Origin of the sequence: Rhizobium sp. BK049 (genome assembly GCF_014193135.1) — a bacterium.
Classification (GTDB): domain Bacteria; phylum Pseudomonadota; class Alphaproteobacteria; order Rhizobiales; family Rhizobiaceae; genus Rhizobium.
On sequence record NZ_JACHYV010000008.1, the window covers coordinates 77843 to 92628 of the forward strand.

The following is a 14786-nucleotide window of genomic DNA, read 5'->3' on the forward strand; positions in this document are numbered from 1 at the left end:
CATAAAGGAAGATGGAGCAGATCGTAGCCGTTTCCATCACCAGGCGTGTCGCGATTATTCAGATGCGCTTTGGCGTTTCACGTCTTCATACGCTCCTCTACCGGCTTTAGCGTGACGTGCGTGCTTTTAGTCAGGCTGACTGCCGAGCCGAGGACTGGGGCGCGCCGTTGAGACCGCGCCCCCTCAGTTAGAGGCGGGATGTGACGACGAGATCTTCCTCGGCGTCGCGTTGCGATCCTCCCAGAGCCGCAGCCGCAGCGGCTATGAAGGCGCCGACCAGAAGCGACAAGGATCCCAGCAATGCCGTGGTCGAGGCGGCTTTTCGTGCCTCGTCGGCAGCCTTCTGCGTGGCGGCCTTAGCGTCGTCGATACGCTTCAGCACCGCATCCACGCGGGCGCGTGCATCGGCTTCGGAGAGACCGGTCCGCGCAGAGACGATGGTGGCAAGATAGGCCTTGTCCTCATCTGGAACTTGCCCTTCGGCAGCGCCATTGAGGAGGATGCGGGAGACTTCCGATGTTGCCGCAGCATCGTTGGATGTCGCTGCCGCACGCGCCTGGTCAGGGCGTAGCAATGCGTCGGTAAAATAGGCGGTGGAAAGATCCAGCGGCGAGGTTGACGACGTTGCTGCTGCCGTACCGGCGGCCGCGGCAGTGGAGCCTACGGCTTGCGCGGCCGATCCCACTGCCTGTGCACCGGCACCGGCAAGCGATGTCAGCGACGATGCAAGGAATCCGGCGACGAAGATGGTTGCCAGAGCCCAGCTCAGGAACCCATGCGCGGTGTCGCGGAAGAAAACCTCGTCGGTGTGGACGGCGGCCCATTTTGTGCGCAAGCGGCCGGTTACATAGCCTCCGAGCGCGGAGGAGAGCCATTGCACGAGAACAAGCCAGATCGCCGCTGTGATGCCGAGCGTGCCGAGCGAGCTGCTTTGTCCTGACCAGGGCGACACCATCGTCAACCCAAGCCCGGATCCCAGAAGAAGAAGGATGAGGGTTACTCCGATGGCGGCGGCCGCGCCACCGAAGATGGGTCCCCATGTCATGGCGGATTTGGAGGATTCGACCGGAGTGGCAACCTCTCCGGAACCTGTCATTGAAACCGACATGATCCGTTCCTATCGCATAAACAGAGCCAGAAGAATGATGATAGGCAGTGGAACGCCAAGCAGCCAAAGTAGAATACCGCGACCCATGAGAGACCTCCTGTCAAAGGCGACGTTACGTGGTTGATGCCACACAACTTTTAACGATGGCGTTTGTTCCCGCCGGTGGAAGCGGTCGGTTTGAAGCGCGCGGTTGCCTGTCAGTCGCGCGGCAGCATTTGAAGGAGCAGCAGATTGCCGGAGCGGTTGCCGCATCCTTGGCATTGAAGGCGTTTGGCCAGACTGGCGAGAGACAGGTTCTGGCCGCAGCGACCGGCAATATTCCGCCGCTCAATAAACATCTGGCGGCGACATGCGTGACAACGGGCATACATGACGAACCACTCCGGCAACGTCGCCAATGTTGCCTTTTCGATTTCGACGGAGTGGCGATCAGGAGGCGCGAGGCCGATACCGCGACGATGTCTCATGGCCTTTCAACGGTCGTTGTCCGTTCACAGGCCATGCCGCGGCTCACGCCTTTATCTCTCAGGGCGAGCTGAAGTCTGAGATGACGGCAATCCAGCAGCAGCGTTGTAATGGCGGCACGGACGTCCCCTTGGTGAAAAGCGACAACTGCGTCGACTTCTCCTCTCAACGTTTCTTCTGCTAATTTTTCGGCTGCCTGCGGACGCACGACCTCGATCTCCTTCAGAGCTTCCAATCCGATTTTCATTTGCGCCCCACCGATGTTCCTATTATGTTCTCATCCGCCTTCGAGTCAAGAATGAAGGCGTTTCCGCCGTTCGTTCGGTCATCGGCCGAGGCGGTGAGCGACGCAGGGACGTTCCTGTACGTTTTCGAACTGAAACAATCTCCAGAGGCTTTTGTTTGCTGCCTATCGGCAATGAAGCAGCGAGGAGGATATCCAATGCTTCTGAGAATAATGGCAGTAGCAGCAATCACGATTGGCCTGGCAACGTCGGCAATGGCGCAATCAGGTGGAGGCTCGGGATCGGGCAGTGGCAGCGGCGGCGGAGCCTCAGGTTCCGGCAGCGGCACCATGTCTGGTTCGGACGCCAGCGGTTCCGGCAACACGAACTCCAGCGGTGCCGGCGCAAATACGACTGTCGGAGCCGGTGCGACCGGTGCGACCGGCTCCGGCGGCGATCCGAACGACTGCCAGCGCCAGCAGGCCGGCGGCACCGGCAACCCGGCTCCCACCTCCGGCAATAGCTCGACACAACCCGACGCGGCAAATGCATGCCGCTGAAAGCTCGAGCCGCTTCGTCAACTTGCCCCGGAAGTCAGTATCGCTTCCGGGGCGCCATATGCTTTGTGCTATCTTTTAATACCGCGAGGATGGCCGACGATATGAACGTATTGCACGCATAATTCTTAACGACCGGCACGAATTTTTCGCGGCTGAAGCTGACGTCCGTTGAGAGTCGCGCCTATATCTTCAGCCGCAGAGTGATTTCGGAGGAGTTCGGGAATGCTCCCGTAGTTCTGGAAGAAGGGACTCTCGCTTACCGAGCGCAGCGGAAATGGGAGAAGTATTCATGAACAGATTTCGAGCATTCTTAGCGGCCGGAGCAATTGGCCTGTCGGTCATTGCCTCAGCTTGCTCGACGCCGCCAAATTCATATGGCTCGGCATCGGGATACCAGCCTGGCGATTCCATGAACCCTGCCTGCGCCGACGGCTTCCGGCCCGGCGACGGCCGTTCGTGCAGCTATTAGAGAGGGAGCCGCTTCAAATCTGATGTCTGGGGTCGGACGACTAAAATTGCGAGAACAAAGCGCTCGATCCGACATGCTGAACACCCAATCGGAGCCTCCAGCCGCTCGAGGCGGAGTCTTGCCACTCGCTGCCCGTACGAAGAATGTTGATTCTGTACTGGCTGGCCGCCTGCCGAAGCGGAACCCTTATCGCTCATCTCCGTTCCTCTTTCCTACGACAGGAGGAATGAGCCATGGATTGGAACCGCGTCGAAGGCAATTGGAAGCAGATGAAAGGCAAGGTCAAGGAGCAGTGGGGCAAGCTGACCGACGACGATCTTGACGTCATCAACGGTAAGCGCGATCAGCTCGAAGGCAAGATCCAGGAGCGCTACGGCTACGAGAAAGACCGTACCCGGCGAGACATTGACGACTGGTATAATCGCCAGACCTGGTAAGTCGCATTATCGGAGCAAGGATCGGTAACTCGGCACGCCCAACTTAATGGGCGTGCCATTTTCACTTCTTATCGACCTATGCCGGCGGCCAGGCAGCAGCGCCGGGCGCGCTCCCTCGATAACCGGTCGCCGCCGGCTGACTGCCCGGGTGCGCTTGCTCTGAACACCAATGGCCGGCTCGAACACCACCCGCGGCCAAACCAGCGCGTCGTCTGGTGTTTTTGTGAGCGGGCCGTCGTTCATCGGAGGTTAATGCTTGTTAACCCAGAATCGCAGCTTGAAAGGATGCGCCGATGAAGATGCTTTTTTCCTCGCTTGCAGCCATTGTCTTGTCTGCATCTTTCGCCCTGCCGCTTAACGCCGCGCCGATTGTCGTGTCGAAAGCGGTAGCTATACACACCGCCGACGTCGAGCAGGTCAAACACCGTCACCACGGTAATGGACATGCGTATGGCCACTCGAAGAAACACCGGTACGCTTACCGCGACTGCCGGTATTACGGCTCCTGCTATCGTCCGCATTATTACGGCTACCGCGACTACCACGGCTATCGCGACTATTACGGCTATCGCGACGATTACCCCTATCGCCGTCGGTCAGGTGTGACCGTGTATTTTGACTTTTAGTCGGCAGCACTAACGGCAACTGCCTCGGCATGAAAACATGCAGTACGGTAACCTGCGCCGATACCTGTCTGGATCTGACCAGCTGCGGTGCGAGGAAATCACGTGTCGGACAGGGAAGGGAGCTATCAGCAGTAGCCACTGAACTGTCGCAAAAGAGAAGGATCGGGCGAATGACAGCGCCGACCCTTCTTTTGCATTAGCACGGCGCCAGTACATCCGTGGTTACCAGCAAAAGCTTCAGATAGACCGAATCCACGCGTCTTGGGAACTTTCGCAAAGTTCAGGCGGGTGCGGATTTAGGACTAGGCGAGAGGAGTGCCTTGCCGCCCACGGTCGGTGTGCCGCCAACGGCGGAATTAACGTTGGGATAAATCAGTAACAGAAAAATTATAGCCCAAGCGACGGCAACATATGACTTCAAATTGGGGGAAAGCGGGGAAGTAAGTGCCTGCCTTCGGATTTCTCAACAAAAACAGGCACTTATTTCTAGAATTGGCTCCCCGGGCCGGATTCGAACCGGCGACCTGTCGATTAACAGTCGAATGCTCTACCGCTGAGCTACCAGGGATCACTGCTTGGCGCGGTGTGAGTGGGCTAATACAAATGCTTGCCCGATTTGCCAAGCGGTTTTTTCAAAAAAATGAAATGAACTTGTATTTGGACAGTCTGCGCCCATCTCTGGGAAATGACAAACAGGAATGATCGCCAAGAGACAACGGGCAGCGAAAAGCGCAGAAGGCGGGCAGGGCGCTTCGGTATCGACCACGTAAACCACAGGCTTATGCTCGGCTCCTTCAGCATTGGCATGCCGCACTCACGCATCGGACGGATGGCAATCGGTGCGGCCCTCGTTTTCTGTGGATTGCTGGGCTTCCTGCCGGTCCTCGGTTTCTGGATGCTGCCGCTCGGCCTCCTGGTGCTTTCGCATGATCTTTCCATCGCCCGCCGGCTTCGGCGCCGGCTGGCAGTCTGGTGGCACAGGCGGCGAACGCCGGCCGGCTAACGGCGGTCGCGGGAGACGCCCTGCGGAACGTGGATCGTTTTCGGCATTGGTGCTTTATGGAGCTGAAACGCACCACGACGATCCGGGTGAGGATATGAAGCAATTTTTTATTGCAGTTTTCTCGGTAGCGGCGATGGTCTCAGCCACATCAGCCGAGGCCCAGGCCGTCGACAGCCGAGGTTTTGACGCGAGCGGTATCTGCCGCCGCCCCGAAGGGTGCGTCATCGATCAAGGCGAAGGCAGGTATAACGGGCCCCGCAACTATCGCAATTTTAATGGCCGTAATGAGCGCGACGGCAGGAACGACCGCGGTCGGGACGATCGCCGCTACCGTTCCCAGAACAGGACCTCGCTTGAGAGCGTCGGTATCACCGTCGGCTGATCACGCAGGTCGGGTGTCGAGTTCGATTTGCATGGATCCGGATGAAGCGATTCTAATTCGATCTCAGTTCGCTTTCCTCGAAAATCCCGCCATGGCCCGGATCCAGCTCGGTTGCCATCAACACACTGCAGGCGGCAAGAAGCAGAACGAGCTTCAGTCCGTGGACGACCATCGAGAAGGGTTGTCGACGGGCCGGTGAGACGCGCGATGGCGCGATATAATACCGGTAATAGAAGTGCGGATCGTTCGTTTCCAGAAGGTTCTGGTAGACATGTGGCGGAATGTTCGCATGTCTCACCGGCGCGGAACCAGCGAACTTTACGTGGAGATCCCGGGTCTCGGCATCATATGCCGCACGTCCCTGCCTTTCTTTGAGGGCAGCCCATTCCATCGCAGCTCCTATCCCTCCCACGGCGATAAGATGGCGGGCAGGCGCTCTAAGTCAAGTTGGGAATTTGTCCAAATGCCGCCGGTGGTTTTTCATGTCCTGAGTGGCAGGGAATTCACCAGGATCGGCCGGCGTCGAAATCTTCGCACTCTTCCTCTGTCATCTGGCGGTGAACAAACTTGCCGTCGACGACCTTGCGCATCACGTGGCCGGTGATCGGCATCTTCGTGTTGATGTCGGTGACAGTATCGGTAACGAGGGCATAGCCCCACTCGTCTTCCTTGCCTCCGTTCACATAGATCCTCGAGAGGCGCTTGAGCGTGGCAAGCAGTGAAAAAAAGATGTCTTTGGCAGTCCCGCCGAATGTCGCGTCGTGCATGATTTCTCCCCAGAAAATGGGGATCAACCAAATCGGTTCGCATTGCAATCGTAACTATTTGGGGTGATGCCGAAGGGCTGGACTTTTGTTGGTATGTAGTTAACCCACTATCATCATCCAAGCGTGGAGCGGGTCACGCAGGATTTTCCGCCAACGCTATCTGGAATGAAAAAAGGATCCCATTCAGAATGAAAGGTCTTGCGCTCATTCTAGAGCTGGTCTAAATCGCGGCCACCACACGATATTTTTCGATGTCGGTCACAGGTGAGGCCTCGTGGCGGAGTGGTGACGCAGAGGACTGCAAATCCTTGTACCCCGGTTCAATTCCGGGCGAGGCCTCCAATTTCTCCTCATCGCTGCTAAAGGGTTGTGGAACCTCGCTGATTTCGAGATGATCGCTCGGCCGCACCCCATTTTACGGTCAAGCGCACCCAACCCGCGTCCCCGCCTCGGATGGTCGCGGGCTCCATGCAAGCTGCGCCGGAGTGTGCTTCGGCGCTCGATCTCCTCAGGTCGTCTCACCGTCCAGCAGCCCGCAGCAAAAGATGCCGACCAGCGCTGCGACGATAAGAAAATCGAACAGCGTGAAATATTCGAAAATCGCAGACATTGGCCTGCTCCTCCTATTCACTCCGCTGCAAATTATAACATGAGGGGGAGGGCATATCACGCTTGCGTTGCAGCGCCCTGCCTCCTGTGGCGAGAAAGAGCCGCCTGGCGGATTCTTTTCGCCGACCGTTGCCAAGTCTTGAAAGCATCCGTGGCGGAGATTAAGAGACGAGGGACAGGAACCGCTTTCAAGAGCGAGAGGACATGATGGATTTCGAAGCAGCGCGCGCAAAGATGGTCGACACCCAAATCCGCACGACGGATGTTACCTCGCATTCCGTGCTGACGGCCTTTCTCACCGTGCCGCGCGAGGCTTTCGTGCCGGAGAAATCAAAGCTGCTGGCCTATATCGACAACGACGTCGAAATATCACCCGCCGCGCCGGGCAAGCCGGCCCGCTTCCTGATGGAGGCCTCGCCGCTTGCCAAGCTGCTGCAACTGGCCACCATCGGCAAAGACGATTTCGTGCTCGAGGTCGGGTGCGGCACGGGATATACAACGGCGCTGCTGTCGATCATCGCCGGCTCGGTCATTGCCCTTGAATGCGACGAGGCGCTGGCTGCCGAAGCGAAGGCAAACCTTGCCGGCTATGGCAAGATCGAGGTCGTGACCGGTCCCCTCGAAGAAGGCTATGCCGCCGGCGCTCCCTATGATCTGATCTTCGTCAACGGCGCGGTCGAGGAGGTTCCGGCCGCTCTTCTCGGGCAGTTGCGCGATGGCGGCCGTCTGGTCACGGTCGAAGGCTATGGCAATGCCGCTCGCGCCAAGGTCTTCGTCGCCGAGCGCGGCGCCATCTCGGAAAACGTCTTCTTCAACGCTTCAGTCAAGCCACTGCCGGGTTTTGCCAAAGCGCGCGAATTCGTTTTCTGACGTCGTTCTCCCTGGTGAATTCGAGCGACGGGCGCCATTGGCGCCCGTTTCTGTCAGTGCTGCCGGAAAGCCTTCACAAACATAATTTATCCTGGCGTTGTCGTCCCGGATGGCGGGCGGCAAACATTGGGTAACAAAACTGTGCATGGCCGCATTCATTTGATTCTCGATGATTTTTTTCGCGTCTGGGGTATTCTAAGGTCGTGGTGATTCGGATGAACGCTCCACACCGTCCGATCGTTGTGTTGGGATAACGGGGATAGATATGGCTCAGCCAAGTGTAGCGCGTGAACCGTCCATGGAAGAAATTCTGGCCTCCATCCGCCAGATCATCGAAAGCAATGAACCCGGCGCCGGCAAGGCGATTTCAGCTTCCGTGCCGCCGGTTTACGGCGCTGACGACGACGACAACGGCTCCGAAATCCATCTGACGGTGGATGACACCTATGCCGGCGTCGAGTTTCCCGAACCGGCCATGCGCTCGTCCGATCCGCGTTTCGTCGCCGCCAATTCGGCCGGCACCGCCCCTGAGACCGAAGCTCCTGCCCGCGCGCTGTCGCTTGCCGATGTCGCGGCCCGCGTGCGCGCCGCCTCCGAGCGCAGCGCCGTGCAGGCCGGTCAAGCCTTGCGCGAAATTCCGAGCGGCTTCCGCCAGCCGGAGCCGCAGCCGGCCGTCATGCCGGAGCCGCCGCGCTCTGCAAGTCCGCAGCCGCAGCCGGCACAGCCTGTTGTTACTGCTGCCGCAGCACCCATTTCCTCTGGCCCGGTCCAACAGCCGGCCGAACCGGCGCTTGCCGAAACACCGCGTGTCGCCGTCGCCGCGCAAGCCGCTGCTGCCGCCGAATCTACGCCGCCGGCTTTGGAGCCCGCTACTTCGTCGACCGAGCGTTTCCTGCCGAGCGTTGTCGAGGAGGTCCAGCCGGCCCTGCTTTCGGAAGATGCCGGTCTGCAGATCAGCCGCTCCTTCGAGGAGCTTGCCGCGGCGATCGACGGTGCCGAGCGTCGGTCGCTGGACGAGATTGCCGAGGACATGCTGCGCCCGATGCTGCGCGAATGGCTTGATGACAATCTGCCGACGCTGGTCGAACGGCTGGTGCGCGAGGAAATCGAGCGCGTGGCGCGCGGCCCGCGCCGCTGATCGGATTGATTTTTCCTGGAAAAGCCGCTCCGGTCTCCGGGGCGGCTTTTTTATTGACTTGGCCGTGGCCATCCTATTTACAACCCCCCATCCTCGAACCTCGAAATTGGTCAGAAAATGCTCGACAAGACCTATGATTCCGCCGCAGTCGAACCGAAAATCGCCGCGAAATGGGATGAGGCGGACGCCTTCCGCGCCGGCGCGAACGCCAAACCGGGGGCCGAGACCTTCACGATCGTGATCCCGCCGCCGAATGTCACCGGTTCGCTCCATATGGGGCACGCGCTGAACAATACGCTGCAGGACATCATGGTGCGCTTCGAGCGCATGCGCGGCAAGGACGTGCTCTGGCAGCCGGGCATGGATCACGCCGGCATCGCCACCCAGATGGTCGTCGAGCGCAAGCTGATGGAGCAGCAGCTGCCGGGCCGCCGCGAGATGGGCCGCGAAGCCTTCATCGACAAGATCTGGGAATGGAAGGCGGAATCGGGCGGTCTGATCTTCAACCAGCTGAAGCGCCTCGGCGCGTCCTGCGACTGGTCACGCGAGCGCTTCACCATGGACGAAGGCCTGTCGCAGGCCGTTCTCGAGGTTTTCGTCACGCTCTATAAGGAAGGCCTGATTTACAAGGACAAGCGCCTCGTCAATTGGGACCCAAAACTCCTGACGGCGATTTCCGACATGGAGGTCGAACAACACGAGGTGAAGGGTCATCTCTGGCATCTGCGCTATCCGCTCGAGCCCGGCGTCACCTATCAATATCCGATCGCCTTCGACGAGGAAGGCAAGCCGACTGAGTTCGAGACGCGTGACTATATCGTTGTCGCCACGACGCGGCCGGAGACGATGCTCGGCGATACCGGCGTTGCCGTGAACCCCGAAGACGAGCGTTACAAGCCGATCATCGGCAAGCATGTGATCCTGCCGATCGTCGGCCGCAGGATACCGATCGTCGCCGATTCCTATGCTGATCCGACGGCCGGCACAGGTGCGGTGAAGATCACGCCTGCCCATGATTTCAACGACTTTGAAGTCGGCAAGCGCGCGAAACTGCGGGCGATCAACGTCATGAACGTCGATGGCACCATTGCCATCAAGGACAATGAGGATTTCCTTGAAGGTCTCGACAATCCGGCGGCGCTGCATGGCGCCTGGGACCGTCTGGAAGGGCAGGACCGCTTCTATGCACGCAAGGTCATCGTCGAGATCTTCGAAGAGGCCGGCCTTCTCGACAAGATCGAACCGCACAAGCATATGGTCCCGCATGGCGACCGTGGCGGCGTGCCGATCGAGCCGCGGCTGACGGAACAATGGTTTGTCGACAACAAGACATTGGGGCAGCCTGCCCTGGAGTCCGTTCGCGAGGGAAGGACCAGATTTATTCCCAGGAACTGGGAAAACACCTACTTCAATTGGCTGGAGAACATAGAACCGTGGTGTATCTCCCGCCAGCTCTGGTGGGGCCATCAGATTCCCGCTTGGTACGGTCCCGACGGCCAAGTCTTCGTCGAAAAAACCGAGGAGGAGGCACTGCAGGCGGCGATCCAGCATTACCTCTCGCATGAGGGGCCGATGAAGGCCTATGTCGAGGACCTGCTCGAAAACTTCAAGCCTGGCGAAATCCTGACGCGGGATGAGGACGTGCTCGACACATGGTTCTCTTCTGCGCTCTGGCCTTTCTCGACGCTCGGCTGGCCCGACGAGACGCCGGAGCTTGCGCGTTACTACCCGACGAATGTCCTCGTCACCGGTTTCGATATCATCCCGTTTTGGGTCGTTCGCATGATGCAGATGGGCCTGCATTTCATGAAGGACGAGAATGGCGATTCCGTCGAACCCTTCCATACGATCTATATCCACGCACTGGTGCGCGATAAGAACGGGCAGAAGATGTCGAAGTCGAAGGGCAACGTCATCGACCCGCTGGAACTGATCGACGAATACGGCGCCGACGCGTTGCGCTTCACCCTGGCGATCATGGCCGCACAGGGCCGTGACGTGAAGCTCGATCCGGCCCGCATCGCCGGCTACCGCAATTTCGGCACCAAGCTCTGGAACGCCACGCGTTTTGCCGAGATGAACGGTGCTAAGAGCGATCCGCACTTCGTTCCGGAGGCCGCCGAGCTCACCATCAACCGCTGGATCCTGACGGAGCTTGCCCGTACGGAACGTGACGTAACGGAAGCGCTTGAAGCCTTCCGCTTCAACGATGCCGCCGGCGCGCTCTACCGTTTCGTCTGGAACGAAGTCTGCGACTGGTATCTCGAGCTTCTGAAGCCGGTCTTCAATGGCGACGACGGGGGCGCCAAGGCCGAAGCCCAGGCCTGCAGCGCCTATATTCTCGAAGAGATCTATAAGCTCTTGCATCCCTTCATGCCCTTCATGACCGAAGAGCTTTGGGCGCATACCGCAGGCGAAGGCAAGGAGCGCGACACGCTGGTGTGCCATGCCGAATGGCCGGCGCCGTCCTATGCGGATAACGCAGCCGCTGACGAGATCAATTGGCTGATCGACCTCGTCTCAGGCATCCGCTCCGTGCGCGCCGAAATGAATGTGCCACCGTCGGCGACCGCCCCGCTGGTCGTCGTCAAGGCCAACAATCTCACGCGCGAAAGGCTGTTCCGCCACGACGCCGCCATCAAGCGGCTTGCCCGCGTGGAAGCGATATCGCTTTCCGACGATGCGCCGAAGGGCGCGGCTCAGATCGTCGTCGCCGAAGCCACTGTCTGCCTTCCGCTCGGCAATCTGATCGATCTTTCCGCCGAAAAGGCCCGTCTGGAAAAGGCGATTGCCAAGATGGATGGGGAAATCGCTCGCATCAATGGCAAGCTTTCCAACGAGAAGTTCGTCGCCAATGCCAACCCCGAGGTGGTCGAGGCCGAGCGCGAGCGTCTCGATGAGTTGAAGGGGCAGATCGCCAGCTTGAAAACCGCCCTTTTGAGGGTGACCGAAGCCGGATAAGTTTTGTCGCCGATTTTGGTAATTTATATCAAAGACGCGCCCCCATCGGGCGCGTCTTTTGGTTTTTGGGGCGCTTCTGATTCGGTCTTGAACGCTGCTGATTTCAGGGGCTGAGCCCGTGGATTTTGGCTCTGCGGTTATCCATTTGGTGAAAACTGTCACTGTTGTTGGATTGATACAGCATTTGCAATGTTTGGAATGAAAACCCAAACGCCAAACTCAAAATTGATAACTCTAGAATAATATTCTATTAACCGGATTTTTTGACGTGTCCGTCAATTTCTTTACGTAAGTTAGCCGCTGCAATGCCTGGGAGCGAGGCCGTGGGGCGCGTTGCCATGTCGAGCGAACGCTTACTAAAGTGGCGTACATCAATTGCTGGAGTGGGGGAGACACAATGGCATCGCGTATGTTTTCCAAGGGCGTAACGTCGCTCGTTTTTCTTTCGTCGCTTGGCTCGCCATCCTTCGCCGGTGGCCTGGAGCGCGGCGGCTATAACATCGATCAGCTGTTCGATACGTCGCCTTTCTCATTTCAGTCGGGCGTGACTTACGTCACGCCGCAGCGTAAGCTGAAGGATGTCCGAGACACGAACACGTCGATACTTACAGGGGGCGGCAATCTGAACAGCCGTCCAGACACGGCTGACGACACCTCAAATTACACCATTCCCTATATTGGTTTTAAGGCTGGTTTTGGCGATGCAGTCGACTGCCTCGTTGATTATTCGGAGCCCTTCGGCGCGCACACCGACCCCGGCCTGAACTGGGCCGGCGCCAACGATAACATTGAGACGAAGATCAAAACACGCAACTATGGCGGCACCTGCTCCTATCGTTTTGATGTTGGCCCTGGGCAGCTTCGCTTCATTGGCGGTGCTTTTTATCAGGAAGTCGAAGGCTTCAAGGAACGTCTGGTTTCAACGCTTCCGCTTCTGCTCGGGACTGGAACCGGCGTCGGTCGTCTGGATATCGACGACAGCGGTTGGGGCTGGCGCGCCGGCATCGCTTATGAGATCCCGGAATATGCGATGCGTGCGAGCTTGGTCTATAACAGTCGCGTCAAGTTCGATGACCTGTCTGGGACCGTCGATCTCCGTCAGGTTCCGGTGGTGCCGTTATATGGGGGCTTAGTCACACCTGTTTCCGGCTCCGCCGAAGCGCCGGATTCGCTGGAGTTGAAGCTGCAAAGCGGAATCGCTCCGGATTGGCTTGCATTCGGATCGGTTAAATGGACGAATTGGAGCGTGCTGCAGTCGGTAGCATTCTGCCCGACCAACGGTTTGCCTTGCCCCGCGGGTGGTCTAACCTCACTCGACCTTCTTTATCGTGATGGTTGGACGATCTCCGGCGGTGTTGGCCACAAGTTCAATGAACAATGGGCCGGTGCAGTCAGCCTGACATGGGACCGCGGCACAAGCCAAGGCTATGGCGCGCAGACAGACAGCTGGACGCTCGGTCTCGGCGCGGCCTATACGCCCACAGAGCATATCGAATGGCGCTTTGCAGGGGCCGTGGGCGTGTTGACGAGCGGTTCGTCGGGTGCTGTGACCCGGAATGGCGTCACATATGGAGATGATGTCTCCTATTCCTTTGACGATGATCTGGTCGCTGCGCTGTCGACAAGCATAAAGATCAAGTTCTAATTCTGCGATTTTAAGAATTGAGGAGCCCGGCACTGCCGGGCTCTTCTTTATGTGCGCCCATTAATCATGTTATTTTCTGGTCTCGTTTTGTGACGATTCAGCAACAGTTTTTTACGACGAATAGCGTATGGTGGCGATGGGGTGAATTTGTCCATTTCCCGCCACAAAGAGAGCGCAGCGGTATTTGCGGGCGAGGTGATGGCAGACTTACGGTGCGTGTAATCAGTAGCATGAGTCGATTTTTTTCCGGTAACAGCAGATCGTACGGCGCAAGTGGCGACAGCCGCATGATTGCGGCCGTTTTTCTTTCCGGCCAAGGCTGTTCCGGCCACAAGTTCGACCTCAATATCACGCCGTCGATCCATCCATCATCGTCGTTGTCTGCCCGTTCGCACGGGCAGGCGGGCTTCGCGGCAGATGTCGATACCGGTTTGGTCACATTTGCTATTTACGAATGCGATAAAGGCGGGAAGGCGGATGCCGCGCCCGCCGAAAGAGCGCCAGGAAGATTGCAGTCGGGCCATGCCGGGAGCCGGGTGGTCGTGAATGATGTGCTGAAAATTCGGCCTTTGAGAAAAGGCCTATGGGCTGGATGCGACGCGGGCAAAGGGGCCATGGAGCCCGCCGCGGGATCGCTCGCCTCGAAAGAATACATCCGCGGTATGCCCGGCGTCAGCGCCGGCTGCGCGCGATGAACGAAAGAAATCGGTTGAAATGGTAACGTCCGAGTTCAAACTGTTCAAATTCATGCTGGTGAGCATGTGGGTGGCAATATCGCTGTCCGGTCCGGTTCATGCTTTCGACATCAAGAGCGACGTCAGCAAGGAGTCCGGTCCTTTCGATCTGTTCAAATTCGGCTTCAAGGCCTATAAAAACGGACAGAAGGAGGAGGCGGTAGAAGCCTACAAATACGCCGCCGAAAAGGGTCATACCGGTTCGCGCTGGGCGCTCGCCAACATGTATGCCGATGGTGACGGCGTCACCCAGGACGATTTCGAAGCCTTCAAGATCTATAGTGAGATCGCCCAGCAGGGTGTCGAACCCGGCTCGGAAGACACAGGCTTCTTCGTCAACGCTCTTCTCTCGCTCGCCAATTACTACAAGCACGGTATTGCCGGCAGCCCTGTCAAGATCGATCTCACTCAGGCGCGCCAGCTTTATTTCCAGGTGGCCTCCACCTTTGGCGTTCCCGAAGCACAGTTCCAGCTGGCGCAGATGATGCTGGCCGGCGAGGGCGGTAGTTCCAGCCCGCAGCAGGCGAAAAAGTGGTTGAACCAGGCCCGCAAGAGTGGCCATCCCGGTGCCATGGCCGTTTTCGGAAACATCCTTTTCGACGAAGGCCAGACGGCTCGCGGTCTCGCGCTGATGACCGCCGCTCTCGATCGCTGCAAGCCGAAGGATTGCAGCTGGATGGAAGCGCTGCAGGAGCAGGCCTTCTCGGTTGCCAATGAGGCCGACCGTCGCACGGCAGTTTCGCTGTCGCACGCCATCGCGAGCGGTTCTGATTGACGCTTTCCGTTCA

Annotated in this window: 17 protein-coding genes and 2 tRNA genes; 14 read left to right on the forward strand and 5 right to left on the reverse strand. The window is 58.5% G+C overall.

Annotated elements, in window-relative coordinates:
• Positions 1–187: 187 nt before the first annotated feature.
• A complete protein-coding gene (locus tag FHT70_RS10795) occupies positions 188–1108 on the reverse strand; it encodes a hypothetical protein (RefSeq protein ID WP_183700887.1) in 921 nt (306 codons plus the stop codon).
• 116 nt (positions 1109–1224) lie between these two features.
• Between FHT70_RS10795 and FHT70_RS30685 the strand changes: the two genes are divergently transcribed.
• Entirely contained in the window at positions 1225–1647 is a 423-nt protein-coding gene (locus FHT70_RS30685) for a hypothetical protein (RefSeq protein ID WP_183700889.1), read from the forward strand.
• On the opposite strand, the gene FHT70_RS30270 is transcribed toward FHT70_RS30685, so the two are convergent.
• A complete protein-coding gene (locus FHT70_RS30270; protein ID WP_085780048.1) occupies positions 1572–1808 on the reverse strand; it encodes a hypothetical protein in 237 nt (78 codons plus the stop codon). The genes FHT70_RS30685 and FHT70_RS30270 overlap by 76 nt on opposite strands.
• 207 nt (positions 1809–2015) lie before the next feature.
• On the opposite strand from FHT70_RS30270, the gene FHT70_RS10805 reads away from it, so the two are divergent.
• From FHT70_RS10805 to FHT70_RS10815, 4 genes are all read left to right on the forward strand, one after another.
• A complete protein-coding gene (locus FHT70_RS10805; RefSeq protein WP_183700891.1) occupies positions 2016–2357 on the forward strand; it encodes an oxidoreductase in 342 nt (113 codons plus the stop codon).
• Positions 2358–2646: 289 nt separating this feature from the next.
• Entirely contained in the window at positions 2647–2826 is a 180-nt protein-coding gene (locus tag FHT70_RS30275) for a hypothetical protein (RefSeq protein ID WP_085777915.1), read from the forward strand.
• Between the two features lie 233 nt (positions 2827–3059).
• A complete protein-coding gene (locus tag FHT70_RS10810; RefSeq protein ID WP_009986102.1) occupies positions 3060–3263 on the forward strand; it encodes a CsbD family protein in 204 nt (67 codons plus the stop codon).
• A 293-nt stretch (positions 3264–3556) separates the two neighbouring features.
• Entirely contained in the window at positions 3557–3889 is a 333-nt protein-coding gene (locus tag FHT70_RS10815) for a hypothetical protein (protein ID WP_183700893.1), read from the forward strand.
• A 493-nt stretch (positions 3890–4382) separates the two neighbouring features.
• On the opposite strand, the gene FHT70_RS10820 is transcribed toward FHT70_RS10815, so the two are convergent.
• Positions 4383–4457 (reverse strand) — tRNA-Asn (locus FHT70_RS10820).
• Positions 4458–4574: 117 nt separating this feature from the next.
• Here FHT70_RS10820 and FHT70_RS10825 point away from each other — a divergent pair.
• Both FHT70_RS10825 and FHT70_RS10830 read left to right on the forward strand, forming a co-directional pair.
• Positions 4575–4892, forward strand: coding sequence for a hypothetical protein (locus FHT70_RS10825; protein WP_085777917.1), 318 nt, complete (start codon positions 4575–4577; stop codon positions 4890–4892).
• Between the two features lie 94 nt (positions 4893–4986).
• Entirely contained in the window at positions 4987–5274 is a 288-nt protein-coding gene (locus tag FHT70_RS10830) for a hypothetical protein (protein ID WP_183700895.1), read from the forward strand.
• A gap of 52 nt (positions 5275–5326) precedes the next feature.
• Here FHT70_RS10830 and FHT70_RS10835 read toward each other — a convergent pair whose 3' ends face one another.
• Together FHT70_RS10835 and FHT70_RS10840 are read right to left on the reverse strand one after the other, a co-directional pair.
• On the reverse strand, positions 5327–5665 hold the full coding sequence (locus FHT70_RS10835; RefSeq protein ID WP_183700897.1) for a KTSC domain-containing protein: 339 nt from the start codon (positions 5663–5665) through the stop codon (positions 5327–5329).
• 112 nt (positions 5666–5777) lie between these two features.
• On the reverse strand, positions 5778–6041 hold the full coding sequence (locus FHT70_RS10840) for a hypothetical protein (RefSeq protein ID WP_085777920.1): 264 nt from the start codon (positions 6039–6041) through the stop codon (positions 5778–5780).
• A gap of 268 nt (positions 6042–6309) precedes the next feature.
• Between FHT70_RS10840 and FHT70_RS10845 the strand changes: the two genes are divergently transcribed.
• The 7 genes from FHT70_RS10845 to exoR all read left to right on the forward strand — a co-directional run bounded on the left by FHT70_RS10845 (position 6310) and on the right by exoR (position 14773).
• Positions 6310–6383, forward strand: a tRNA-Cys gene (locus tag FHT70_RS10845).
• Between the two features lie 471 nt (positions 6384–6854).
• Entirely contained in the window at positions 6855–7520 is a 666-nt protein-coding gene (locus FHT70_RS10850) for a protein-L-isoaspartate O-methyltransferase (RefSeq protein ID WP_183700899.1), read from the forward strand.
• 265 nt (positions 7521–7785) lie between these two features.
• Positions 7786–8658 (forward strand): DUF2497 domain-containing protein, encoded by an 873-nt coding sequence (locus FHT70_RS10855; protein WP_183700901.1) that lies wholly within the window; start codon positions 7786–7788, stop codon positions 8656–8658.
• Between the two features lie 117 nt (positions 8659–8775).
• On the forward strand, positions 8776–11619 hold the full coding sequence (locus FHT70_RS10860) for a valine--tRNA ligase (RefSeq protein WP_183700903.1): 2844 nt from the start codon (positions 8776–8778) through the stop codon (positions 11617–11619).
• 397 nt (positions 11620–12016) lie between these two features.
• Complete coding sequence (locus FHT70_RS10865) at positions 12017–13264, forward strand: OmpP1/FadL family transporter (RefSeq protein ID WP_183700905.1); 1248 nt, start codon at positions 12017–12019, stop codon at positions 13262–13264.
• Between the two features lie 287 nt (positions 13265–13551).
• A complete protein-coding gene (locus FHT70_RS10870) occupies positions 13552–13959 on the forward strand; it encodes a hypothetical protein (RefSeq protein WP_246721809.1) in 408 nt (135 codons plus the stop codon).
• Positions 13960–13978: 19 nt separating this feature from the next.
• Positions 13979–14773 (forward strand): exopolysaccharide production regulator ExoR, encoded by a 795-nt coding sequence (gene exoR / locus FHT70_RS10875; RefSeq protein ID WP_085777015.1) that lies wholly within the window; start codon positions 13979–13981, stop codon positions 14771–14773.
• The last annotated feature ends 13 nt before the right edge of the window (positions 14774–14786 follow it).